21 protein-coding genes are annotated in these 21,246 nt (G+C 70.3%); 14 read left to right on the plus strand and 7 right to left on the minus strand.

Annotated elements, in window-relative coordinates:
* The 3 genes from ABNT58_RS05235 to ABNT58_RS05245 form a co-directional block, all read right to left on the minus strand.
* A partial coding sequence (locus ABNT58_RS05235; protein WP_348752448.1) for a rhodanese-like domain-containing protein occupies window positions 1-799 on the minus strand: 799 nt, incomplete at its 3' end.
* Window positions 800-818: 19 nt separating this feature from the next.
* On the minus strand, window positions 819-1,382 hold the full coding sequence (locus tag ABNT58_RS05240; protein ID WP_348752449.1) for a cysteine dioxygenase: 564 nt from the start codon (window positions 1,380-1,382) through the stop codon (window positions 819-821).
* A gap of 54 nt (window positions 1,383-1,436) precedes the next feature.
* Window positions 1,437-2,642, minus strand: a complete 1,206-nt coding sequence (locus tag ABNT58_RS05245) for an acyl-CoA dehydrogenase family protein (RefSeq protein WP_348752450.1) — start codon at window positions 2,640-2,642, stop codon at window positions 1,437-1,439.
* 176 nt (window positions 2,643-2,818) lie between these two features.
* Between ABNT58_RS05245 and ABNT58_RS05250 the strand changes: the two genes are divergently transcribed.
* The 5 genes from ABNT58_RS05250 (at window position 2,819) to ABNT58_RS05270 (ending at window position 8,032) form a co-directional block, all read left to right on the plus strand.
* The gene (locus ABNT58_RS05250) at window positions 2,819-3,916 is read left to right on the plus strand and encodes an LLM class flavin-dependent oxidoreductase (protein ID WP_348752451.1); all 1,098 of its coding nucleotides are present in this window, start codon (window positions 2,819-2,821) and stop codon (window positions 3,914-3,916) included.
* An 11-nt stretch (window positions 3,917-3,927) separates the two neighbouring features.
* On the plus strand, window positions 3,928-4,923 hold the full coding sequence (locus ABNT58_RS05255; protein WP_348752452.1) for an ABC transporter substrate-binding protein: 996 nt from the start codon (window positions 3,928-3,930) through the stop codon (window positions 4,921-4,923).
* A 12-nt stretch (window positions 4,924-4,935) separates the two neighbouring features.
* Window positions 4,936-5,988, plus strand: coding sequence for an ABC transporter permease subunit (locus ABNT58_RS05260; RefSeq protein WP_348752453.1), 1,053 nt, complete (start codon window positions 4,936-4,938; stop codon window positions 5,986-5,988).
* A gap of 73 nt (window positions 5,989-6,061) precedes the next feature.
* Entirely contained in the window at window positions 6,062-6,817 is a 756-nt protein-coding gene (locus tag ABNT58_RS05265; protein ID WP_348752454.1) for an ABC transporter ATP-binding protein, read from the plus strand.
* A gap of 9 nt (window positions 6,818-6,826) precedes the next feature.
* Window positions 6,827-8,032 (plus strand): c-type cytochrome, encoded by a 1,206-nt coding sequence (locus ABNT58_RS05270; RefSeq protein ID WP_348752455.1) that lies wholly within the window; start codon window positions 6,827-6,829, stop codon window positions 8,030-8,032.
* Between the two features lie 13 nt (window positions 8,033-8,045).
* On the opposite strand, the gene ABNT58_RS05275 is transcribed toward ABNT58_RS05270, so the two are convergent.
* Together ABNT58_RS05275 and ABNT58_RS05280 are read right to left on the minus strand one after the other, a co-directional pair.
* Window positions 8,046-8,513 carry a hypothetical protein gene (locus ABNT58_RS05275; RefSeq protein ID WP_348752456.1) on the minus strand — a complete coding sequence of 156 codons (468 nt, stop codon included), beginning with the start codon at window positions 8,511-8,513 and terminating at the stop codon, window positions 8,046-8,048.
* Between the two features lie 23 nt (window positions 8,514-8,536).
* A complete protein-coding gene (locus ABNT58_RS05280; protein ID WP_348752457.1) occupies window positions 8,537-9,307 on the minus strand; it encodes a PEP-CTERM sorting domain-containing protein in 771 nt (256 codons plus the stop codon).
* Between the two features lie 199 nt (window positions 9,308-9,506).
* On the opposite strand from ABNT58_RS05280, the gene ABNT58_RS05285 reads away from it, so the two are divergent.
* From ABNT58_RS05285 to ABNT58_RS05325, 9 genes are read left to right on the plus strand one after another with little or no spacing between them, the layout of a single operon-like run.
* Complete coding sequence (locus tag ABNT58_RS05285; protein WP_348752458.1) at window positions 9,507-10,343, plus strand: class II aldolase/adducin family protein; 837 nt, start codon at window positions 9,507-9,509, stop codon at window positions 10,341-10,343.
* Window positions 10,340-11,278 (plus strand): ABC transporter substrate-binding protein, encoded by a 939-nt coding sequence (locus ABNT58_RS05290; RefSeq protein WP_348752459.1) that lies wholly within the window; start codon window positions 10,340-10,342, stop codon window positions 11,276-11,278. The genes ABNT58_RS05285 and ABNT58_RS05290 overlap by 4 nt, the downstream gene beginning before the upstream one ends.
* A gap of 47 nt (window positions 11,279-11,325) precedes the next feature.
* A complete protein-coding gene (locus ABNT58_RS05295; RefSeq protein ID WP_348752460.1) occupies window positions 11,326-12,975 on the plus strand; it encodes an ABC transporter substrate-binding protein in 1,650 nt (549 codons plus the stop codon).
* Window positions 12,976-12,985: 10 nt separating this feature from the next.
* The gene (locus ABNT58_RS05300) at window positions 12,986-13,981 is read left to right on the plus strand and encodes an ABC transporter permease (protein ID WP_348752461.1); all 996 of its coding nucleotides are present in this window, start codon (window positions 12,986-12,988) and stop codon (window positions 13,979-13,981) included.
* The gene (locus ABNT58_RS05305; RefSeq protein ID WP_348752462.1) at window positions 13,978-14,898 is read left to right on the plus strand and encodes an ABC transporter permease; all 921 of its coding nucleotides are present in this window, start codon (window positions 13,978-13,980) and stop codon (window positions 14,896-14,898) included. Before ABNT58_RS05300 ends, ABNT58_RS05305 begins: the two co-directional genes overlap by 4 nt.
* Entirely contained in the window at window positions 14,895-15,908 is a 1,014-nt protein-coding gene (locus ABNT58_RS05310; protein ID WP_348752463.1) for an ABC transporter ATP-binding protein, read from the plus strand. The genes ABNT58_RS05305 and ABNT58_RS05310 overlap by 4 nt, the downstream gene beginning before the upstream one ends.
* Complete coding sequence (locus tag ABNT58_RS05315) at window positions 15,905-16,861, plus strand: oligopeptide/dipeptide ABC transporter ATP-binding protein (protein ID WP_348752464.1); 957 nt, start codon at window positions 15,905-15,907, stop codon at window positions 16,859-16,861. Before ABNT58_RS05310 ends, ABNT58_RS05315 begins: the two co-directional genes overlap by 4 nt.
* 21 nt (window positions 16,862-16,882) lie before the next feature.
* A complete protein-coding gene (locus tag ABNT58_RS05320) occupies window positions 16,883-17,734 on the plus strand; it encodes a MetQ/NlpA family ABC transporter substrate-binding protein (protein WP_348752465.1) in 852 nt (283 codons plus the stop codon).
* Complete coding sequence (locus tag ABNT58_RS05325) at window positions 17,731-19,071, plus strand: LLM class flavin-dependent oxidoreductase (protein ID WP_348752466.1); 1,341 nt, start codon at window positions 17,731-17,733, stop codon at window positions 19,069-19,071. Before ABNT58_RS05320 ends, ABNT58_RS05325 begins: the two co-directional genes overlap by 4 nt.
* A 102-nt stretch (window positions 19,072-19,173) precedes the next feature.
* Here the strand turns inward: ABNT58_RS05325 and ABNT58_RS05330 are convergent, their stop codons facing one another.
* Window positions 19,174-19,914: a phage Gp37/Gp68 family protein gene (locus ABNT58_RS05330; RefSeq protein ID WP_348752467.1), complete on the minus strand. Its 741-nt coding sequence runs from the start codon at window positions 19,912-19,914 to the stop codon at window positions 19,174-19,176.
* Between the two features lie 43 nt (window positions 19,915-19,957).
* Window positions 19,958-20,812, minus strand: coding sequence for a three-Cys-motif partner protein TcmP (gene tcmP, locus ABNT58_RS05335; protein ID WP_348752468.1), 855 nt, complete (start codon window positions 20,810-20,812; stop codon window positions 19,958-19,960).
* Window positions 20,813-21,246: the final 434 nt, after the last annotated feature.

Genomic DNA, 21,246 nt, shown 5'->3' on the forward strand with positions numbered 1-21,246 from the left:
CTTCATCGATGCGCTGCACACCGGCGCGGCGGGCCACGTCTTGGGCGGCCTGCAGCGCGGCGGCCTGCTGCTCGGGGCTCAGCTCGGCCGGTGCGCGGCGGGCCTGGCCATGGTCCAGCTGCAGGCCGGCCAGCTTCCAGCCGATGGTGCCGTTGCGCAGCGCCGCCACCGGGTTGGGCAGGCCGGCATTCACCAGCGATTGCGTGCCGATGATGCTGCGGGTGCGGCCCGCGCAGTTGACGATCACCCGCGTGGCCGGGTCGGGCGCCAGCGCCCGCGCGCGCAGCACCAGCTCGGCGCCCGGCACGCTGGTGGCGGTGGGGATGCTCATCGTCTGGTATTCGTCGAAGCGGCGGGCGTCCAGCACCACCACGTCGGCCTTCGCGTCCAGCAGGGCCTTCACTTCCCCGGCGGCCAGCGAGGGCGTGTGGCGCTCGGCCTCCACCAGTTCGCCGAAGCTCTTGCTGGGCACGTTGACGTCGCGGAACAGCTCGCCGCCGGCTTCGCGCCAGCCGGCCAGGCCGCCGGCCAGCAGGCGCACGTCGGTATAGCCCAGTGCCTGCAGACCCGCCGCGGCCCGCTCGGCCAGGCCTTCGCCATCGTCGTACACCACGATGGGCGTGTCGCGCCGCGGGATGCGGCCATAAGCCTCCAGCTCCAGCTTGGACAGCGGCAGGTTGGCCGCCCACAGCGGATGCGCCTGGGCATACGGGTCTTCTTCGCGCACGTCGAGCAGCGCGATCTCTCGGCGGGCCAACAGCTGGGCGCGCACGTCGGCGGGGGTGGCTTGAAGGGTCATTCGGCTTGTCTAGACAGGTTCAAACGGTGGGCACCGGCGAATAGCCGGAGACGAAGCGCTGCCGGCTGCCGTCCAGGCCATAGGTGGCCCGCTCGATGCGGCCGATGTCGGCGCCGTACACATGGATGCTGATGGACACCTGGTCGTCGAAGGCATTGACCACGCGGTGGATGTCGCCCACGCGGGGCGACACCGCCTCCACCTGGCCGGGCTCCAGCCGTTGCGGCGGGCCGGCTTCCACCAGCGTGTGCGGCCCGGCGAAGCGGTAGCCCTGCGAAAACTCGGCGCCGCGCAGCATGCCGATCAGGCCCCACACGGTGTGGTCGTGAATGGGCGTGGACTGGCCGGGCCCCCACACGAAGCTCACCACCGAGAAGCGGCCCTGCGCATCCACGTGCAGCGGGTACTGGCGGTAGCGCTCGCCCGGCACCGCATAGGCGGCAGGCAGCCAGCGGTCGTCGGCCACCAGGCGGCCCAGCAGGCGGCCCGCTTCATCGAGCAGGCGCGGCTCTGGCGGGGCCTGCGCGACCAGCGCCTCCAGCGACTGGATGAAAGCGCGGAAAGCTGGGGCTTCAACGTGCATGGCGAACTCCTGGCAACGGCACGGCCACCGAATGGTGCCTCAAATCCTTCAGCCTCATGCCGCACCGCCCTCGAAGGCGCGCTGGCCGGCCTGCTGCAGGATGCTGTCGTTCTGCGGCGTGTGGATGCGGCTGCACAGCACGTCGCGGTGGTGCCGCTCCAGCGGGTTGCGGCGCGCCAGGCCGTGGTTGCCGCTGAGTTCCAGCGCAATGTCCACCACCCGGATGGCGTTGCGCGACAGGCTGTACTTGGCCAGGCCGCTGTCGGCCACCCGCGGCGGGTGGCCGGCGTCGGTGGCCCGCACCAGTTGGTCGAGCAACGCATCGTTGGCCCACAGCAGGGCTTCGATCTCGCCCACCTGCTCGCGCACCCGGGGCAGCGTGGCCAGCGGTGCGCCCAGGCTGCCCGGCGCGCGCTGCTCCAGGAAGTCCAGCAGCCAGCCGCGGGCGGCACGGGCCACGCCGTCGTACAGCGCGCCCAGCAGCACGATCATCCAGGCGTACTGGTCGTCGTCGGGGCCGGCCGCCCACTCGGCGGGTTCGCGCAGGTCCACCGCATGGTCGGCCGGCAGCAGCACGTCGGTGAACACCACTTCATGGCTGCCCGAGGCCCGCAGGCCCAGGTGGTCCCAGCTCTCGATCACGCGGATGCCCGGCGCCTCGCGCGGGACCAGGAACACGCCGACGCGGGGCTGCGGCTCGTCGGTGCGGCCCCACACCGCCAGCCAGCGCAGCGCCGGAATGCCGGTGGTGTAGAGCTTGTGGCCGCTGAGGCGCCAGCCCTCGGGCGTGCGGCGGGCCACGGTGCCGGGCAGGCCGCCGCGGGCGGGCGAGCCCAGTTGCGGCTCCACCCGCAGCGAATTGGCCAGCGCACCTTCGGCCACCGCGCTGCGCAGCACCGCTTCGCGCAGGGGGGCGGGCCAGCGGCTGTCGGGCCGGGTGATGCTGCGGTGGATCAGGAAGGTCATCGTGAGCACCAGCGCCGTCGCCGGCTCGCCGCGGGCCACCGCGCCCACGATGCGGCGTGCGGTGGCCAGGTTGGCGCCCCCACCGCCCAGCGCCACCGGCACCACCGAGGCCACCAGGCCGTGGCGCTGCAGCTCGGCGAAGTTGGCATGCGGAAAGCGGGCCTCGCGGTCATGGTCGGCCGCGGTGGCGGCAAAGCGCTGGGTCAGCCGGGCCAGCACCGCACCCAGCTCGTCGGGGTGGGCGGGCGCGGGCGGCGCACTGCGGGCGGGCGTGGCCGCCAAAGAACTGCTCATCGCGCGGGCTCCTTCATCCGGGGCTTGCAGCCTAGGCGCCGCCACGCCGCAAGGGAAACAAGCAAAACGCATAGACAACTTCGTTTTGCTTCGTTGGACCTGGGCGCCTGGCCGCTTAGCGTGCCGCACCGGCCTTGCTGCATCGGCAGGCCTTCAGCTGTTGTGAGGGAACACGCATGAGCATCGAATTCATCGGCATGATCCAGAGCCAGAAGGTCTCGGAGATCCATGCCGCCAGCGGCCCGGCCATCGACCGCGACTACGTCAAGGCCTTCGCGCAAGCGCATGAGGCGGCAGGATTCGACCGCATCCTGGTACCGCACCATTCCACCGGCCCCAGCGCCACGCTCACCATCAGCTATGCGGCAGCGCACACCGAGCGCGTGCACTTCATGCTGGCGCACCGCCCGGGCTTCACGGTGCCCACGCTGGCGGCGCGGCAGATTGCTTCGCTCGACCAGTTCAGCGGCGGGCGGCTGGGTGTGCACTTCATCTCCGGCGGCTCCGACGCCGAGCAGCGCCGCGATGGCGACTACCTGGACCACGACCAGCGCTACGAGCGCACCGACGAATACCTGACCCTGCTGCGCCGGCTGTGGACCAGCGACCAGCCCTTCGACCACGAAGGCAAGCACTACCGCTTCGAGGCCGGCTTCTCAGAAGTCAAGCCGCTGCAAAAGCCGCATGTGCCCATCTACTTCGGCGGCGCCAGCGAAGCCGCGCTGCCGGTGGCCGGCAAGCATGCCGACGTGTATGCGCTGTGGGGCGAGTCGCTGGACCAGGTCAAGGAACTGACCACCCGCGTGAAGGCCGAGGCCGCGCGCCATGGCCGCACGGTGCGCTTCTCGGTCTCCTTCCGGCCCATCCTGGCCGCGACGGAAGACGCCGCCTGGGCGCGGGCCGAAGGCATCCTGGCCCGCACCCGCCAGCTGCGGCAGGAAGCCGGCTACAGCCGCGGCGGCCCGCAGCAAAGCGAAGGCGCACGCCGGCTGCTGGCCGCGGCCGCGCAAGGCACGAGGGTGGACAAACGGCTGTGGACCGCCATTGCGCAGGAAACCGGCGCGCGCTCCAACAGCACCGCGCTGGTGGGCACGCCCGAGCAGGTGGCCGAGGCCCTGCTGGATTACTACGACCTGGGCGTCACCACCTTCCTGATCCGCGGCTTCGACCCGCTGGAAGACGCGATCGACTATGGCCGCGAGCTGATTCCGCGCACCCGCGCGCTGGTGGCCGAGCGCCTGGCCGCCCGCCAAGCCGCGCCGCTGGCCGCCTGAAGGAGCCTGCGATGACCAGACTCTCACGCCGCAGCCTGCTGCGCGCCGCCGGTGCCGCCGCCGTGGTCGGCCCGGTCGGCATCGCCACCACCGGTGCGCTGGCGCAGCCGCGCAAGCTCACCTTCGCCTGGAATGCCAATGCCTTCTGCCTGTCGCCCGTGGTGGTGGCGCAGGAACTGGGCTACTTCGAGCGCAACGGGGTAGTGGTTGACCTGATCAACTACACCGGCAGCACCGACCAGTTGCTGGAATCGCTGGCCACCGGCAAGGCCGATGCGGCGGTGGGCATGATCCACCGCTGGCTCAAGCCGCTGGAAGCCGGCTTCGACGTCAAGCTGATCGGCAGCTCGCACGGCGGTTGCGTGCGGCTGATCGGCGCCAAGGCCACCGGCGCCACCACGCTGCAAAGCCTGAAGGGCAAGACCATCGGCGTGCCCGACCTGGCCGCGCCGGGCAAGAACTTCTTTTCCATCCTGCTGGCCAAGAACGGCATCGACCCCGACAAGGACGTGACCTGGCGCCAGTACCCGGCCGACCTGCTGGGCGTGGCGGTGGACAAGGGCGAGATCCAGGCCATCGCCGACGGCGACCCCAACCTGTACCTGCTGGAAAAGCGCAAGCCCGGCCAGTACACCGAGATCGCCAGCAACCTGAGCGGCGAATACAAGGACAAGGTGTGCTGCATCGTCGGCGCCCGCGGCGAGCTGGTGCGCAAGGAGCGGCCGGTGGCCGCCGGCGTGGCGCGCGCCATCGTGCAGGCTTCGGACTATGTGGCCGACAACCCGAACGAATCGGCCAAGCTGTTCGCCAAGTACTCGCCCAAGGTGCCGGTGGACGACCTGCGCGCGCTGCTGGGCACGCTGACGCACCGCCACCACCCGATGGGCGGCGACTTCCTGAAGGAGATCGAGTTCTACGCCCGCGACTTCCGTTCGGTGGGCGTGCTCAAGCAGAGCACCGACCCCGTGCGCCTGGCCAAGCATGTGTATGCCGATGTGCTCGGCTGACCGGAGGCTGCGATGACCAGCACATCAGCACCGCCCTTGCAGGCGCAGCGTGCGCCGGCATCAACGGCCGCCACGCGCCGGGCCGGCCTGCCCAGCGCCAGCTTTTGGCCGCTGGGCCTGCTGGCCGCGGCCGCCTGGGCCGGCGTGGGCGCGCTCACCCTGCTGCTGCCCAACCGGGTGGAAGGCTTCACCGAATGGGTCTACACCCGCGAATTTGGTCTGGTGGCGCTGGCCGTGGCCGCGCTGCTGGCGGCGGTGGCGGTGCTGGCGCCGCTGGCCGGACGCTTTGGCCGCGCGGTGCAGGCCACGCTGCGGCCCAGCGGCGCCTGGCTGGTGGCGCTGGCCTTGATCTTCGGCGCCTGGGAGCTGTTCACCGCCAAGCTGGGCTGGTTGCCCACACCCTTCTTCGCACCGCCCACCGCGCTGGCCGAGGTCTACACCGACGACTGGCGGCGCCTGGGCGACAGCGCCTTCAACTCGGTCAAGCTGCTGGCCTTCGGCGTGGCCTGGGGCGCCAGCGTGGGCTTCCTGGTCGGTGTGGCGATGGGCTGGTCGCGGCTGGTGGGCTACTGGGCGCACCCGGTCATCCGCTTCCTGGGGCCGGTGCCGGCTTCGGCGCTGCTGCCGCTGGCCTTCTTCGTGTTTCCGTCCAGCTATGCGGCGGCCATCTTCCTGATTGCGCTGGCCACCGGCTTTCCGGTGGCGGTGCTGACCTGGTCGGGCGTGGCCGGCGTCAATCGCCAGTACTACGACGTGGCGCGCACGCTGGGCGCCTCGCCGCTGTTCCTGGTGCTGCGGGTGGCCATTCCGGCGGCACTGCCGCAGGTGTTCGTGGGCCTGTTCATGGGCCTGGGCGGCGCGTTTTCCATCCTGGTCACGGCCGAGATGATGGGCGTGAAGTCGGGCCTGGGCTGGTACCTCACCTGGGCGCAGGGCTGGGCCTCGTACAGCAACATGTACGCGGCCCTGATCGTGATGGCGGTGGTCTGCTCGGGCCTGATCACGCTGCTGTTCGCGGTACGCGATCGCGTGCTGTCGTGGCAGAAGGGGACGGTCAAGTGGTGAGCGCCGCCGCCCGGCCGCCCGAAGGCGGCGCTCTTCCCTCCCGGAGGGATCCCGCGCAGCGGGAGGGAGCCCCATGACCTCTTGTATAGACATCCGCGCCGTCAGCCACCGCTTCGAGCTGCCCGCCGGCCCGCTGCCGGTGTTGCAGGACATCGACCTGACCATCCAGCCCGGTGAGTTCGTCGCGCTGCTGGGCCCCAGTGGTTGCGGCAAGAGCACCTTGCTGCGGCTGGTGGCCGGGCTGGAACCGGCCACCCAGGGCACGCTGCTGCAGGACGGCCAGGCCATCGCCCGGCCCGACCCTTCGCGCATCGTCGTGTTCCAGGACCCGACGCTCTACCCCTGGCGCACCGTGTGGCAGAACGTGGCGCTGGGCCTGCAGGCCCGCGGCCTGCTGAAGCTGCGCCGCCACCGGGTGGACGAGGCGCTGGCGCTGGTGGGCCTGCGCGACTTTGCCGATGCCTATCCGCACCAGCTGTCGGGTGGCATGGCGCAGCGGGTGGCGCTGGCCCGGGCGCTGGTCAACGACCCGCAGTTGCTGGTGCTGGACGAACCCCTGGGCAAGCTCGATTCCCTCACCCGGCTGACGATGCAAAGCGAGCTGGTGGCCTTGTGGCAACGCGCCGGCTTCTCGGCGCTGCTGGTCACGCACGACGTGGAGGAAGCGCTCTTCATGGCCCAGCGCGTGATCGTGTTCAGCGACCGGCCGGCACGCATCGTGGCCGACATCGCCAACCCCTTGCCCTACCCGCGCCACCGCGGCCACCCCGAGCTGGCGGCGCTGCGCCACCAGGCCCTGCGGCTGCTGGGCCTGGATGCCACCTGGTAGCGGGCGGCGGTGGACACGCCTGCGCTGCAGAACCTGCTGCTGCAAGGGGCACAGGCCGCCCAGCGCGGCCTGCTGGCCCTGCTGCATGCGCTGGGCCTGGCGCCGGCCGTGCATGGGCAACCGGCCTGGCCGTTGCCCTGGCGCGTGGCGGTGGAGAACCTGCTGATCGACGGTGGCCTGGCGCGCGACCTGGCGCTGTGGCTGCTGCTGGCCGCCATCGCGCTGGGCTTTGTGCTGCTGGGCCTGGCCTGGCGGCGCCGTCGCTGGCCGCTGTTGGCCGGTGCCGCCGCGCTGTTGGCGTTGGCGCCCTGGCCGCCGGCTGCGCTGCTGTTCACACCCGCGGTGCCCACCAGCTTTCACCGCTCGCCCACCGGCTTCGAGGCGGCGGGCATCCAGCGCGGCCTGGCGCTGTACCAGGCGCACTGCGCCGCCTGCCATGGCGCCGATGGTCGCGGCGAAGGGCCGCTGGCCGCCAGCCTGCCGCGCTGGCCGCCCACGCTCAGCGCCGGCCTGTTGTGGAAACGGGCCGAAGGCGAGCTGCTGTGGCGGGTGCAGCAGGGCCTGTACGACGCGCAGGGCCGCCCCACCATGCCCGGGTTCGCCGACCGCCTGAGCACCGACGACACCTGGGCCGTGCTGGACGCGATGAAGCTGCTGGCTGCCGGCGACAGCGCCCGCCGCCAGGCGGCCTGGCCCTGGCCGGTGGCCGCGCCCGACATGGCCGTGGCCTGCGCCGACGCACCCGGCCCGAGGCCCTTGAGCCACTGGCGTGGCCAGCGTGTGCGCCTGGTGCTGGTCGGCAGGCCACTGCCGCAACCCATCGAAGATCCGCGTTTTGTCACCGTGGTGCTGGGGGCCGAGGCAGCGCAGGACGGCGGCGTGGCCATGGCCCGCGAAGCCGGCGCCGACTGCAGCGTGCGGTCCGATGCCGCCTATGCCGCCTATGCGCAACTGGCGGGCGCGGTGGCGCCGGATCGGGTGTCGCCCGGACCGACCGCCGCCGGCCTGCAATGGCTCATCGACCGCGACGGCTGGCTGCGCGCCGTGTCACGACCCGGCGCCCCCGGCTGGTCGGCCGACGACCTGCTGTGCCGCGCAGACCCTGGCGCCAGCGACGCCAAGGCTCAACCCCGAGACGGCCTGGACGCGTTGATCGCCCGCATGGACGCCGAGCCGGTGCAGGTGGCCCGGCTGGGCTTGCCGCACGCGCGCTGAGGTGCGCCCCGGGCTAAGGGTGGATGTCCGTGCGCCCGCGGGCAGCAGCCCATGCGGGCCGAAGGGCGCCGGGTCGTGCAGCGTGCATGCGCGCCGGCCGAGGCCCGCTCTCCGGGTGCGGCCACCAGATGCCATGGGGTGCATCGGGCGGCAGCGGCGGGTGGGCCAGCGTGCGCTTGACGGCCCAGGGGCTCGGCGGTGGGGGCGCCCGGCGTGCCACCTGTGCTGGCGCGGCGATGGCGGCGGTTGCCGTGGCCGCCGTGGCCGCGGCCGCGCGGATTTCCTGTTCCACCAGGCCGCGCAGCAACGCGAGAAAGGTGCGCGGCATCGAGGTGATGACGCTGCCGCGCAAGGCGCAGCGCCCGCCCGCACCGCGCAGCCGCGCCACCCAGTGCAGGCGGCCCCAGTAGAGGTCGAACCACACCCGCACGGCGATGGGCTGCGGGCTGGCGGGCACAAGGTGGAAATGGTGGCGCGGCATGTCTTCTCTATCGGTTGCCGCCCTCACGGCAAACGCCGTACCCAGGCCCTGCGGCCGCGCCAGCCCAGCAGCCATGCTCCGCCGGCCAGCCCCAACGCCAGCGTGCCCGGCTCCGGCACCGCCGACACCGTGGCCACGAAGCGGGCCGACTGGAAAGCCGCGGTGGCGTAGCCGTACACCGGTGCGGTGCCGTCTTCGCCTTCCACGTAGGCGGCGCTCACCATCAGCTCGCCGCGCACCGCCGCATCGTCGGGGTTGAGGGCGCCGCTGCCGACGAAGCTGTCGCCATTGAAGCTGAGCGAGAACGGCAAGCCGTACGACCAGCTGGCGTCGCCCACCACGTTGCGCTGGCCGGTGACCTCCAGTCGCAGCGCATCGATGCGCCAACCCGGATTGGCCTGGAAGCGCAGGCCGGTGAACTCGAAGAAGCCCTGCAGCTGGTGATAGCCGTTGCGCCCGCTGCCGCCCACGCGCAGCTGCGGGCTGGGTGCAAACGCAAAGCCTTCGGTGGCGCCCGACTGCTGCAAGGTCAGGCTGCTGAACAAGGACGGATCGGCCAGGAAGTCGCCGTCGTCGCCCGACAGGAACTCCGCCCCGGCGTTGTACGAGGCCGCGCCTTGCGCCAGCGTGACGGTGACGCGGCCCAGGTTGAAGCTGCAGGCGTCGCTCGAGCCATCGCAGGTGCCAGGTGTCGTGCCCATGGCCCAGGGCCATGCGGTGGTCAGCCAGAGCGCCGCGACCCAGCGCAGGCCGGTGCGGGTGGAGGAAGGACCCCAGGTGCTGATCGGTGTCATGTCGTCTCCTCTTGGTGTGTCGCATGCCGCCCGGCATGCGGACCCATCTTGCGCGCCACCGGCGCGGCCGCGGTAGGTGCACCACCCCAGCAACGTGCATGAGGAAAGCGGAGAAGCAAAGCGGAAAAGCTTCGTTCGCAAGCCGCGGCGCGCTGCCTATGGTTCGGGCTCTTCGATGCAGTACCGAACCAGGATCTTCATGAGCGCCCTGCTTTCCCGACCCACCTTGGTCAGCCCCCCGGCCACCGCCAGCGGCCTGGTGCTGAATGCCCACCCGCAACGCCAGGACTGGTTCGACGATGAACCGCCCCGCACGCTGCTGCAAGAGCGCCTGCACCGCCAGCAGCGGCTGGCCGCAGCCTTCCGCCTCTTCGCGCGCTACGGCTTCGACCAGGGCCTGGCCGGCCACATCACCGCGCGCGACCCGGAGCTGCCCGACCACTTCTGGGTCAACCCCTTCGGCCTGCACTTTTCGCGCATCAAGGTGTCGGACCTGCTGCTGGTCAATGCCCATGGCGAGATCGCCTATGGCCGCGGCCCGCTCAACCGCGCGGCCTTCGCCATCCATGCCGCCATCCACGAGGCGCGGCCCGAGGTGGTGGCCGCCGCGCACACCCATTCGCTGTACGGCAAGGCCTGGGCCTCGCTGGGCCGCAAGCTCGACCCGCTGACGCAGGACGGCTGCGCCTTCTACCAGGACCATGGCCTCTTCACCGACTTCAACGGCGTGGTGTACGAGACCGACGAAGGCGCCCGCATCGCCGAGGCGCTGGGCACGCACAAGGGCGTGATCCTGAAGAACCACGGCATCCTCACCGCCGGGCCCACGGTGGAGGCCGCGGCCTGGTGGTACATCGCGCTGGACAACGCCTGCCACACCCAGCTGCTGGCCGAAGCGGCCGGCACGCCACAGCCGATTCCGCACGAGATGGCGGCGCTGACGCATGAGCAGGTGGGCCGCGCCAATGGCGCCGCCCGTGCCTTCGATGCCTTGTACCAAGGTCTGGTGGAAGCCGAGCCCGAGGTGCTGCAATGAAGCGCCGTGAACTCACCCTCGGCCTGGCGGCTGCGCTGGCCTGCGCCTGGCCGGCGGTGCGGGCGCAGGGCCGCACCGTGCTCAAGGCCGGCGACCAGAAGGGTGGCCTGCGCGCGCTGCTGGAAGCGGCGGGCGAGCTGCAGAACCTGCCCTACGACATCCAGTGGGCCGAATTTCCGGCCGCTGCACCGCTGGCCGAGGCCTTGAACGCCGAGGCGGTGGACTTCGGCCCCATCGGCGATGCACCGCTGATCTTCGCGCTGGCCAATGGCGTGCGCATCAAGGCCTTCGCGGTCAATCGCTCCGACCCCTATGGCACCGCGGTGCTGGTGCGCCCGGATTCACCGCTGAAGACGGCGGCCGACCTCAAGGGCAAGCGCATCGGCACCAACCGCGGCTCCATCGGCCACTTCATCGCGCTCAAGGCCCTGGCCTCGGCCGGCCTGAAGCCCGAGGCCGACACCTTCCGCTTCCTGCCGCCGCCCGATGCCAAGCTGGCGCTGACCCAAGGCGCCATCGACGCCTGGGCTACCTGGGAGCCCTACACCGCGATGGCCGAGACCGCCGGCCAGGCCCGCGTGCTGGTCAGCGGCCGCGGCCTGTCGTCGGGCCTGAGCTTCCTGGCCGCCACCGACAGCGCGCTGGCCGCCAAGCGCGAGGCACTGCACGACTTTGCGCAGCGCGTGGTGCGGGCGCAGCGCTGGTCGTACCAGCACGTGCCCGAATTCGCAGCGGCCCTGGCCCGCATCATCGGCATCGCCCCCGAAGCCGCGCGCCTGCAGTTCGAGCGCCGCGCGCAGCGCTGGATACCGGTGGATGCGCAGGTGCTGGCCGACCAGCAGCGCACCGCCGACTTCTTCCTGGAAGCCGGGCTGCTCAAGCAGCGGCTGGACGTGCGCCCCACCTTCGACAACGGCTTCGTGCCCGGCGCCTGACGCCCGCGCGCCCTCCCCTTCTTCTCTCGCAGTTCACAGGTCTTTCCATGTCCCTCCATCGCCGCACCCTCCTCACCCGCACCGGCGCTCTTGGCAGCCTGGCGGCCTTCGGCCTGCCCTGGTGGCATCCGCAGGCGCTGGCGCAGGCCGGCAACGGCAAGCCCGTCACCGGCGGCGTGCTCAACATCGCGGTGGCGCCCGAGCCCACGCTGCTCACCTCGGCCTTCATCACCACGATGAACATCGGCATGCTGTCCAGCAAGGTGCTGGAAGGGCTGGTGAGCTACGACCTCAACCTGCGGCCGGTGCCGGCGCTGGCCACCTCGTGGGAACAGGCGGCCGATGGCAAGACCCTCACCTTCAAGCTGCGCCAGGGCGTGAAGTGGCACGACGGCGCCGAGTTCACCGCCGCCGACGTGGAATACACGCTGCAGGAGGTGTGGCGCAAGCTGCACCCCTTCGGCCGCGCCGCCTTCGCCAACGTCGAGAAGGTGGAAACGCCCGACAAGCACACCGTGGTGCTGCGGCTCAGCGCGCCGGCGCCCTACATCCTCAACTACATCAACACCTACGGCGCGCAGATCCTGCCCAGGCATTTGTACGCCGGCAAGGACGTGCTGACGAATCCGCTGAACAGCGCGCCGGTGGGCACCGGCCCCTTCGTGTTCAAGGAATGGGTCAAGGGCAGCCACGTGCGACTGGAGCGCAACCCGAACTACTGGGGCAAGGGCCCCGACGGCACGCCGCAGCCCTATCTGGACGGCATCGTCTTCAAGTTCATCCCCGATGCGGCGGCGCGCACCGTGGCGCTGGAAGCCGGCGAGATCGACGTGGCCCTGGGCTCCATCATCCCGCTGACCAACCTCAACCGCTTCAAGGACAAGGCCCGCTACAGCATCAACACCGACGACGGTCGCTACCTGTCCACCATCTTCCTGGCGCAGTTCAACGTGCGCCGGCCGCAGCTGCAGGACAAGCGGGTGCGCCAGGCCTTCGCCTACGCCATCGACCGCGAGGCGCTGCTCAAGATCGTGTTCCTGGGCTATGGCAAACCGGCCACCGGGCCGGTGCCGTCCTCGGTCGTCAACTACTACAGCGACCAGGTGCGCAAGTACCCGCTGGACTTGAAGCGTGCCGAGGCGCTGCTGGACGAGGCCGGCCTCAAGCGCGGCGCCGGCGGCAAGCGGCTGTCGGTGACGCTGGACTTCGACGGCGGCAGCGGACCCACCGCCTCACGCCCGGCCGAGTTCATCAAGCAGTCGCTGGCCAAGATCGGCGTGGAGGTGGAACTGCGCGCGGGTGATACCGCCACCTACCTGCGCCGCATCTTCACCGACCAGGACTACGACCTGATGATCTCCAGCCTGCACCGGCTGCCCGACCCCACGCTGGGCGTGCAGCGGCTGTACTGGACCAAGAACATCGTCAAGGGCTCGCCGTGGACCAACGGCTCGGGCTACAGCAACCCCGAGCTGGACCGCGTGATGGAAGCCGCCGCCGCCGAGCCCGACCCGGCCAAGCGCAAGGCGCTGATCGTGCAGTGGCAGCAGATCGTGCAGGAGGACGTGCCGCTGCTGGAGCTGATCGAGCAGACCTGGGTGACGGTGGCCACGGCGCGCTTTCGCAAGCAGCAGCCGCAGGGTGATGGCCTGTTCGCTTCGCTGGCCGACGCCTGGCTGGAACCCAAGGCCGCGTGAGGTGCCCGGCATGAACCTGGGCCGCTACCTGCGGAACCGGCTGCTGCAGGTGCTGCCGGTGGTGCTGGGCATCGCGCTGCTCAACTTCCTGGTGCTGCAGCTGGCGCCGGGCGATGTGGTGGACGTGCTGGCCGGCGAAGCCGGCGCCGCCACGCCCGAGCAGATGGCCGCGCTGCGTGCGCAGTTCGGGCTCGACCAGCCGGTGGCCGCGCAGCTGCTGGCCTACCTGGGCCGGCTGCTGACACTGGACCTGGGCTGGTCGTACCGGCAGAACATGCCGGTGCTGGACCTCATCCTCAGCCGGCTGCCGGCCACGCTGCTGCTGATGGCGCTGGCCATGGGCCTGGCGCTGGTGCTGGGCATGCTGCTGGGCACGCTGTCGGCGCTCAAGCCCGGCGGCTGGTTCGACCATGCGGTGGCGGTGGGGGTGCTGTTCGCTTATGCCATGCCCACCTTCTGGCTGGGGCTGATGGCGCTGGTGCTGTTCGCCGGCAAGCTTGGTTGGCTGCCGGCCGGCGGCATGGTCACCGTGGGCCTGCAAGGGCCCTGGTGGGTGCATGCGCTGGACGTGGCCCACCATGCGGTGCTGCCGGCTTTGACGCTGTCCACCTTTTTCCTGGCGGTGTATGCCCGGCTGATGCGCAGCGCGATGGTGGAGACGCTGGGCGCCGACTTCATCCGCACCGCGCGGGCCAAGGGCGCTTCCGAGCCGCGGGTGCTGGCCGGCCATGCGCTGCGCAATGCGGCGCTGCCGCTGGTCACGATGCTGGGCTACCAGGTGGCCTCGCTGCTCAGCGGCGCGGTGCTGGTGGAATCGGTCTTCTCGTGGCCGGGCCTGGGCCGGCTGGCCTTCGAGGCCATCCTGGCGCGCGACTTCAACCTGCTGCTGGGCATTTTGCTGCTCAGCTCGTTGCTGGTCACGGTGATCAACATCGTGGTCGACCTGGCCACCGCGCTGCTGGACCCGCGGGTGCAGCTGCAGGCACCGCAGGGGGTGCGCGCATGACCACGCTGCACACGTCTTCGGCCTGCACCGACTGCGCGCTGCCGCCCAGCCGCTGGCAGCGCCTGACCGCGCGGGCCACGGCCGCCGTGCGTGCCGTGGTTCGCCGCCCCGCGCTGGCGGTGGGCGGGCTGATGCTGCTGGCCCTGGCCGCGGTCGCCTTGTTCGGCCGCCTGGTGTTCAGCGCCGACCCCTGGGACATGGCCGGCCCGCCGATGCTGTGGCCGGGTGAAGACCCGGCCTACCCGCTGGGCACCGACCTGATGGGCCGCGACATTGCCACCGGGCTGGTGTCGGGTGCGCGGGTCTCGCTGCTGGTGGGGCTGGTGAGCACCGCGCTGTCGGCGCTGCTGGGCGTGGCCATCGGCGCGCTGGGCGGCTTCTACCGCGGCTGGGTGGATGCGCTGCTGGGCCGCGTCACCGAGGTGTTCCAGACCGTGCCCAAGTTCGTGCTGGCCGTGGTGCTGGTGGCCTTGTTCAAGCCCTCCATCACCACCGAGGTCATCGCCATCGGCATCGTCAGCTGGCCGGCCACCGCACGGCTGGTGCGGGCCGAATTCCTGCGGCTGCGCGAGCGTGAGTTCGTGCTGGCCGCCGAGACGATGGGCATGGACGACCTGCGGCTGATGCTGACGCAGATCCTGCCCAATGCGCTGCCCTCGGTGGTGGTGGTGTCCACGCTCACCATCGCCAATGCCATCCAGACCGAGGCGGCCCTGGCCTTCCTGGGCCTGGGCGACCCCAACGTGATGAGCTGGGGCACCATCATCGGCGCCGGCCGTGAGCAGGTGGTGGACGCCTGGTTCATCTGCGCGCTGCCGGGCGCCGCCATCGTGGTGGCGGTGCTGGGCTTCAACCTGGTGGGTGAAGGGCTGAGCGAGCTGGTCAACCCGCAACTCAAGCGCAGGGCCCTGGCATGACGCATCACACGCCTTTGCTGGAAGTGCGCGGCCTGCGCACCTGGTTCCACACCCCGGCCGGCGTGGCCAAGGCGGTGGACGGCGTCGACCTGACGCTGCACCGCGGCCAGACGCTGGCGCTGGTGGGCGAAAGCGGCAGCGGCAAGTCCGTCACCGCCGCCTCCTTGCTGCGGCTGGTGCCGCCGCCCGGCCGCATCGAAGCCGGCCAGGTGCTGCTGCAGGGCACCGACCTGCTGCAACTGGACGCCGCCGCGCTGCGCCGTGTGCGCGGCGGCCGCATCGGCATGGTGTTCCAGGACCTGTCGGCGCTGAACCCGGTGCAGACCATCGGCGCGCAGATCGCCGAAGCCGTGCAGCTGCACCAGCCACAGCTCGGCCGGCGCGCCGCCTGGGAACGCGCGCTGCAGTTGCTGGCCCAGGTGCGCCTGCCCGACCCGACAGCGCAGGCCCGTGCGGTGCCGCACCGGCTGTCGGGCGGCCAGCGGCAGCGGGCGCTCATTGCGCTGGCGCTGGCCGGCGAGCCCGAGCTGCTGGTGGCCGACGAGCCCACCACCGCGCTCGACGTGACCACCCAGGCCGAGATCCTGGCCTTGCTGGCCGAGCTACAGCGCAGCACCGGCCTGGGCCTGCTGCTCATCACCCACGACCTGGGCGTGGTGGCCCAGGTGGCCGACCGCGCGGCGGTGATGTATGCCGGCCGCATCGTGGAAGAAGGGCCGGTGGCCGAGCTGTTCGCGGCGCCGCGCCACCCCTACACCGCCGGCCTGCTGGCTTCGGTGGCGCTGGAGCAGGTGACGCCCGGCAGCCGGCTGCCCGAGATCGGCGGCACCGTCCCTTCGTTGCTGACGCTGCCGCCGGGCTGCGCCTTCGCGCCGCGCTGCGCCCAGGCCAGCCCACGCTGCCAACAGGCCGCGCCGCTGCTGCTGCAGCACGGTGGCCGTGCCAGCGCCTGCCACCATCCGCTGGCACCGGCGCGGGTGGAGGCCGTTGACGAGGCCTGGGCCGCATGAGTACACCCACGCCCCTGCTGCAACTCAACGCCCTGGCCAAGCGTTACGCCGGCGCGCCGGGCGCCGCGCCGCGTGCGCTGGACGGCATCGACCTGCACATCGGCCGCGATGAAACCCTGGGCCTGGTCGGCGAAAGCGGGTGCGGCAAGTCCACGCTGGCCCGCGCGGTGATGCGGCTGGTGGACGTGGACCAGGGCCGCATCGTGTTCGATGGCGAGGACATCACCCACCGCAGCCGCCGCGCGCTGGCGCCGCAGCGCGCCCGCATGCAGATGGTGTTCCAGGACCCGTATGCCTCGCTCAATCCGCGGCTGACGATCGGCCAGGCGCTGGAAGAGCCGCTGCGCGTGCAGCGCCGCGGCGCGAACGGGGCCGAGCGGCGCGAGCGGGTGCAGGCCATGCTGGCCCGCGTCGGCCTGCGGCCGGAGATGGCAGCGCGCCACCCGCATGAGTTCTCGGGCGGGCAGCGGCAGCGGGTGGCCATTGCCCGCGCGCTGATGCTGGAGCCCGAGCTGCTGGTGTGCGACGAGGCGGTGTCGGCCCTGGACGTGTCGGTGCGCGCCCAGGTGCTGAACCTGCTGCTGGAGCTGCGTACGCACTTCGGGCTGGCGGGTCTCTTCATCTCGCACGACCTGGGCGTGGTGCGCCACATGGCCGACCGCGTGGCGGTGATGTTCCGCGGCCGGGTGGTGGAACTGGCTGCGCGCGACAGCCTGTGGCGCACGCCCCTGCACCCCTACACCCGCACGCTGATGGCGGCCACGCCCGGCCTGCAGCGGCGCAGCCTGCCCATCGCCGCCGCGACGGCGCCGACGCCGGGCGCGGCAGGTGCGCCCACCGAAGGCTGCGCCTTCCGCCACCGCTGCCCGCTGGCCAGCAGCCGCTGCCGCACCGAAGCACCCACGCTGCAACGGCTGGACGGCGATCACCACGTCGCGTGCCACCACGTTTGACACTGAACCCGAGGAAGTACCGTGACCCCCACGTTCCGTTTTCAACCGCGCCGCCACCTGCTGGCGGCCACCCTGCTGCTGGCCGCAGCGCCACTGTGGGCGCAGGCCCAGGCGGCCGAGCCGCTGCGCATCGGCTTCATGCCCGGCCCTTACCGCGATGCCTTCCGCATCGGCATCGAGCCGCAGCTCAGGCAGTTGGGCTACGAGGTGCAGTACGTCGAGTTCAGCCAGGGCGTGCAGCCCAACGACGCGGTGGAGCGCGGCCAGATCCACGCCAACATCTTCCAGCACACCGTGTACCTGGAGGCCAGCAACCAGCGGCAGAAGTTCGACCTGGTGCCCATCGTGCACGTGCCCACGCCGCCGATGGGCCTGTACAGCAAGCGCTGGAAGTCGCTGACCGAGGTGCCGCAGGGTGCCACCGTCACCGTGCCTTCCGACCCGGTGAACACCGCCCGTGCGCTGCGCATCCTGGAAGCGGCCGGCTGGGTGAGCCTGAAGCCCGGCGTGGACGCGGCCAGCGTGTCCGAGCGCGACATCACCCGCAACCCGCGCCAGCTGAAGATCGTGCCGCTGGATGCGGCGCAGGCGCCGCGCTCGCTGGACGATGCCGACCTGGCCGCCATCCAGGGCAACTTTGCGGTGGCCTATGGCCTGAGGCTGACCGAAGCCTTGAAGCTGGAAGACATGACGCTGCCCTACGTGAACGTGGTGGCCGTCAAGCGCAGCAACCAGAACGCCAAGTTCGCGCGCGACCTCGTGGCCGCCTACCAGTCGCCGCAGTTCCAGCAGGCCTTTGAATCCAACCCGGCCTGGAAGGGCTACCGCCTGCCCGACTACTTCAAGCCGGCCAGCGTGGCGGCCAAGCCATGAGCGGCGTGCCCGCGCGGCGCCAGTTGAAGCTGGGCGCCTACTTCACCGGCTCGGCGGTGCAGGGCGACAGCTGGCGCCACTCGGCTTCCGACATCGATGCCGCCTGGAACGTGCAGCGCTACGTGTCCTATGCCCGCAAGCTGGAAGCCGCCTGCTTCGACGCCCTTTTTTTCTACGACAACGTGTTCGCCGCCACCGACCCGTCCACGGTGGCGCAGAGTCCGCAGGCCCCGCGTTGGGAACCCATGGTGCTGCTGTCGGCCCTGGCCATGGCCACCGAGCGCATCGGCCTGGTGGGCTCGGTGAGCACCAGCTACAGCGAGCCCTACAACGTGGCCCGCGCCTTCGCCTCGCTCGACCACCTGAGTGGCGGGCGCGCGGGCTGGAACGTGGTCACCTCCACCGGCGGCGGCGAGAACTTCAACCTCGACGCCCACCGCCACCATGGCGCCCGCTATGAGCGCGCGCATGAGTTCGTCGACGTGGTCACCGGCCTGTGGGACAGCTGGGCCGACGACGCCTTCGTCACCGACAAGGCCAGCGGGCGCTGGGCCGACCCGAGCAAACTCCATGTGCTGAACCACCGCGGCCAACACTTCCAGGTGCGCGGCCCGCTCAACGCGCCGCGGCCGCTGCAGGGCTGGCCGGTGATCTCGCAGGCCGGTGCTTCGGAAGACGGCAAGGCCCTGGCCGCCCGCGTGGGCGAGATGCTGTACACCGCCGCGCAGGACATCGACGAAGCCCGGGCGTTTTACGCCGACGTCAAGCAGCGCGCCGCCGCGCTGGGCCGCGGCCCCGAGCAGCTCCACATCCTGCCCGGCGTGATGCCGGTGATCGGCCGAAGCCAGGCCGAGGCCGACGACAAGTGGGGCGAACTACTGCAGGCGCGCGATGCCGACGTGGTGCTGCGCGCGCTGAGCAGCTACGCCAGCCTGGGCATCGACCTCACGCGGCTGCCGCTGGATGCGCGGGTGGAACTGCCCGACGAGATTCCGCTGACCAACAGCCACCAGAGCCGGCAGAAGCTGCTGGTGGACTGGATACGCAAGGAGCGGCCGACGGTGCAGCAGCTCTACACCCGCTGGAGCGCGGGCGGCCACCGCATGTTGGTGGGCACGCCGCAGGCGATTGCCGACGACTTCGAGCACTGGTTTTCCACCGGCGCGGCCGACGGCTTCAACGTGATGTTCAGCAGCACGCCCGGCGGGCTGGACGACTTCACGCAGCTGGTGGTGCCGGAGCTGCAGCGCCGCGGCCTGTTCCGACGCGCCTATGAGGGCCGCACGCTGCGCGAGCACCTGGGGCTGGCGAGGGTGCCGAACCGGCGCTTCAGCTGAGCGAGTGCGCGAAAGAAAGGAGATACGCCAAGCCAAGCAGGCGATCAGCCGAGAACGTGCCCCAAACGACGGTCCGACCCGAAGACCGGGCCAGCAGCGCGATCAGACTGCGACGTTGGCAGTGATGGCTGATCGCCGCGCGGGCATGTCGTCCCAGGTCCTCCCATGGAGCAGGCGGCCGGTCCTGTCCTTCCTGACCCCGCCCCACTGCTTGAAGAAGAACAAGCTACGCGAGCGCTCAGCCTCGAGGCGAATCTCGTCGACCCAAGCAGGCTCCATTGGCCTTGCGCCAGGCCCTGACTCTCCGCCGACAATCGCCCAGTGGATGCCTTCCAAGTTAAGGCCCCCGAGTGAGCCGATCAGAGGTTCACATGAAAGAAACTTCACTTTCGCAGGTACGCGCCGCAGATCGTCGACCCGGTTGAGCGCTCGACCGTCTTCGACGCTTACGCCCATCCACACGTTGTCGGGCCAGTGCAGTGAGGGCGCCAGTTCCAGTAGCCGCGTCGACCGCTTCGTCAGAATCTGGTAGGTGTGCTGCGGCGTTGCCGCCATTGTGCGGAAGACCGCGCCAATGAAGTCCGGCGGGACGTCGTCCTGAAACAGGTCGCTCATCGAATTAACGAAGACCGTCTTGCCTTTCTTCCACCGTAGCGGCTGGTCCACCAGATCCCAGTGAAGAGTCGGCTGGAACTCGTTCTCATATCGTGCGGAGCCCATCGCCTTCAGCCGCTTGGCCATCCGCTCGGCATAGCAATGCTTGCACCCCTGGCTGATCTTGTAGCAGCCAGTGACTGGGTTCCAGGTCACCTCGGTCCACTCAATAGTCGAATACGTGCCCACAAGATGCTCCTCTCGCAAGCCGCGATTATCGGGCTGCGGACCCTCAGAAAAGCTCGCCGTTAGGCGAACGAGCCACGTCAGACCACAGGCGGTTGGCCAGTGGGTGCCGACTGAAGAACACCAGCCGATAGATCGGGGCCTTCCGATCCGACGTGATCAACGGCATCTTCTCGCTGAACTCAAAGCACAAGCCCTTGATCAGACCGCACCAGTAGTCGAAAAAGGCCTCTCGCACCGAGCTGCGCGCCATGGTGGATGGGTCTATGGCCTGGGACCATCCTGGCGCCGTGTCGTCGAAGCGTCCTCGCCTGAACTCCATGTCGACATTCCTCGCGAGGTCCATCGTGCTGAAGTGAACGGCAAAGTCAATGGTCTGCAGGGTTGCCAGCTTCTTGATGATCTCGAACGACAGGAATTGGAGGTTGTATGGGTCAAGATAGGCAAGGCAAAAACTCCTGCGGGGCACCCTGTCCAGCACGTGATCAACCGTCTCAGCAGCCACGCCAGGGAAGCCTTCCACGGTCGCTCCAGCAGCCTCAAGCCTTGCGCAACATGCGTGCACTCGCGTGGGCTCCTTGTCCGCGATCAACATCTTGGTGAACTGAGCATTTGGCTGTATCGCCCCTTGCCTCCAAGCAACCAGCGCCCCGCCATCTCTGGTGGCAGACTCGCCTTCCACCTGTACGCGACCGGGCCCGCTGAAGAGATCGATGTAGACGCGGTGCGGCCAGTTGGCCCGGGCGCCATGAGAAGCCTGTATGAAGTCCGCCAGGTATCGGTGTTTGTTGTTCGGAACCCATGAGCCCACCCCCTTGTCGTTCGGACCGCGCTCGACATCAAGGTGAGGATGAGTGTCGGGATAGTGGAGAAGGTACGACCTCTTGTCGGTGCGAGTCACGGTCAGCTCCCTCAATGGCACGATGAATGCTGCCAGAGGCGGTAACAGGCAAACCAAGGTCAATATTGACGCAGGCCGCGGCGTCGGGACCTTCCACCGAGACGCTGACTCTCCACTTGCAACCAGCAGGGCCGCCGACCGGCTTTTTAGCCGCGAGCCGGTCGTTCTCAGCCACAACAGCGCCACTGGCCAACTGATGGCGGTTCGCACCGGTTTAACCTGCTTGTCAAGAGAGAATGTCGTCATGCCCTGGTTACTTCCGGTGAAGCCAACAAGCTTGCGCTTGCGCCGGACCCCACTTTGCTGCCACCAATGGCCTGCACTCCCCCAGCAATCCCTTCGCCGCAGCTCACACCACCCACCGTCACCTTCGCCCAGGCCTTCCGCTTCTGGCTGAAGCTGGGCTTCATCAGCTTCGGCGGCCCGGCCGGGCA

This window comes from uncultured Aquincola sp., from assembly GCF_964001545.1.
GTDB lineage: Bacteria > Pseudomonadota > Gammaproteobacteria > Burkholderiales > Burkholderiaceae_C > Aquincola.

What these genes read in the sequence shown, in the direction of transcription:
- ABNT58_RS05310 (WP_348752463.1), top strand. Translation starts at nt 14,895, where the DNA reads ATGACGCATCACACGCCTTTGCTGGAAGTGCGCGGCCTGCGCACCTGG.
- ABNT58_RS05305 (WP_348752462.1), top strand. Translation starts at nt 13,978, where the DNA reads ATGACCACGCTGCACACGTCTTCGGCCTGCACCGACTGCGCGCTGCCG.
- ABNT58_RS05290 (WP_348752459.1), top strand. Translation starts at nt 10,340, where the DNA reads ATGAAGCGCCGTGAACTCACCCTCGGCCTGGCGGCTGCGCTGGCCTGC.
- ABNT58_RS05245 (WP_348752450.1), bottom strand. Translation starts at nt 2,642, where the DNA reads ATGAGCAGTTCTTTGGCGGCCACGCCCGCCCGCAGTGCGCCGCCCGCG.
- ABNT58_RS05265 (WP_348752454.1), top strand. Translation starts at nt 6,062, where the DNA reads ATGACCTCTTGTATAGACATCCGCGCCGTCAGCCACCGCTTCGAGCTG.
- ABNT58_RS05295 (WP_348752460.1), top strand. Translation starts at nt 11,326, where the DNA reads ATGTCCCTCCATCGCCGCACCCTCCTCACCCGCACCGGCGCTCTTGGC.
- ABNT58_RS05300 (WP_348752461.1), top strand. Translation starts at nt 12,986, where the DNA reads ATGAACCTGGGCCGCTACCTGCGGAACCGGCTGCTGCAGGTGCTGCCG.
- ABNT58_RS05240 (WP_348752449.1), bottom strand. Translation starts at nt 1,382, where the DNA reads ATGCACGTTGAAGCCCCAGCTTTCCGCGCTTTCATCCAGTCGCTGGAG.
- ABNT58_RS05285 (WP_348752458.1), top strand. Translation starts at nt 9,507, where the DNA reads ATGAGCGCCCTGCTTTCCCGACCCACCTTGGTCAGCCCCCCGGCCACC.
- ABNT58_RS05315 (WP_348752464.1), top strand. Translation starts at nt 15,905, where the DNA reads ATGAGTACACCCACGCCCCTGCTGCAACTCAACGCCCTGGCCAAGCGT.
- ABNT58_RS05280 (WP_348752457.1), bottom strand. Translation starts at nt 9,307, where the DNA reads ATGACACCGATCAGCACCTGGGGTCCTTCCTCCACCCGCACCGGCCTG.
- ABNT58_RS05255 (WP_348752452.1), top strand. Translation starts at nt 3,928, where the DNA reads ATGACCAGACTCTCACGCCGCAGCCTGCTGCGCGCCGCCGGTGCCGCC.
- ABNT58_RS05325 (WP_348752466.1), top strand. Translation starts at nt 17,731, where the DNA reads ATGAGCGGCGTGCCCGCGCGGCGCCAGTTGAAGCTGGGCGCCTACTTC.
- ABNT58_RS05250 (WP_348752451.1), top strand. Translation starts at nt 2,819, where the DNA reads ATGAGCATCGAATTCATCGGCATGATCCAGAGCCAGAAGGTCTCGGAG.
- ABNT58_RS05275 (WP_348752456.1), bottom strand. Translation starts at nt 8,513, where the DNA reads ATGCCGCGCCACCATTTCCACCTTGTGCCCGCCAGCCCGCAGCCCATC.
- ABNT58_RS05260 (WP_348752453.1), top strand. Translation starts at nt 4,936, where the DNA reads ATGACCAGCACATCAGCACCGCCCTTGCAGGCGCAGCGTGCGCCGGCA.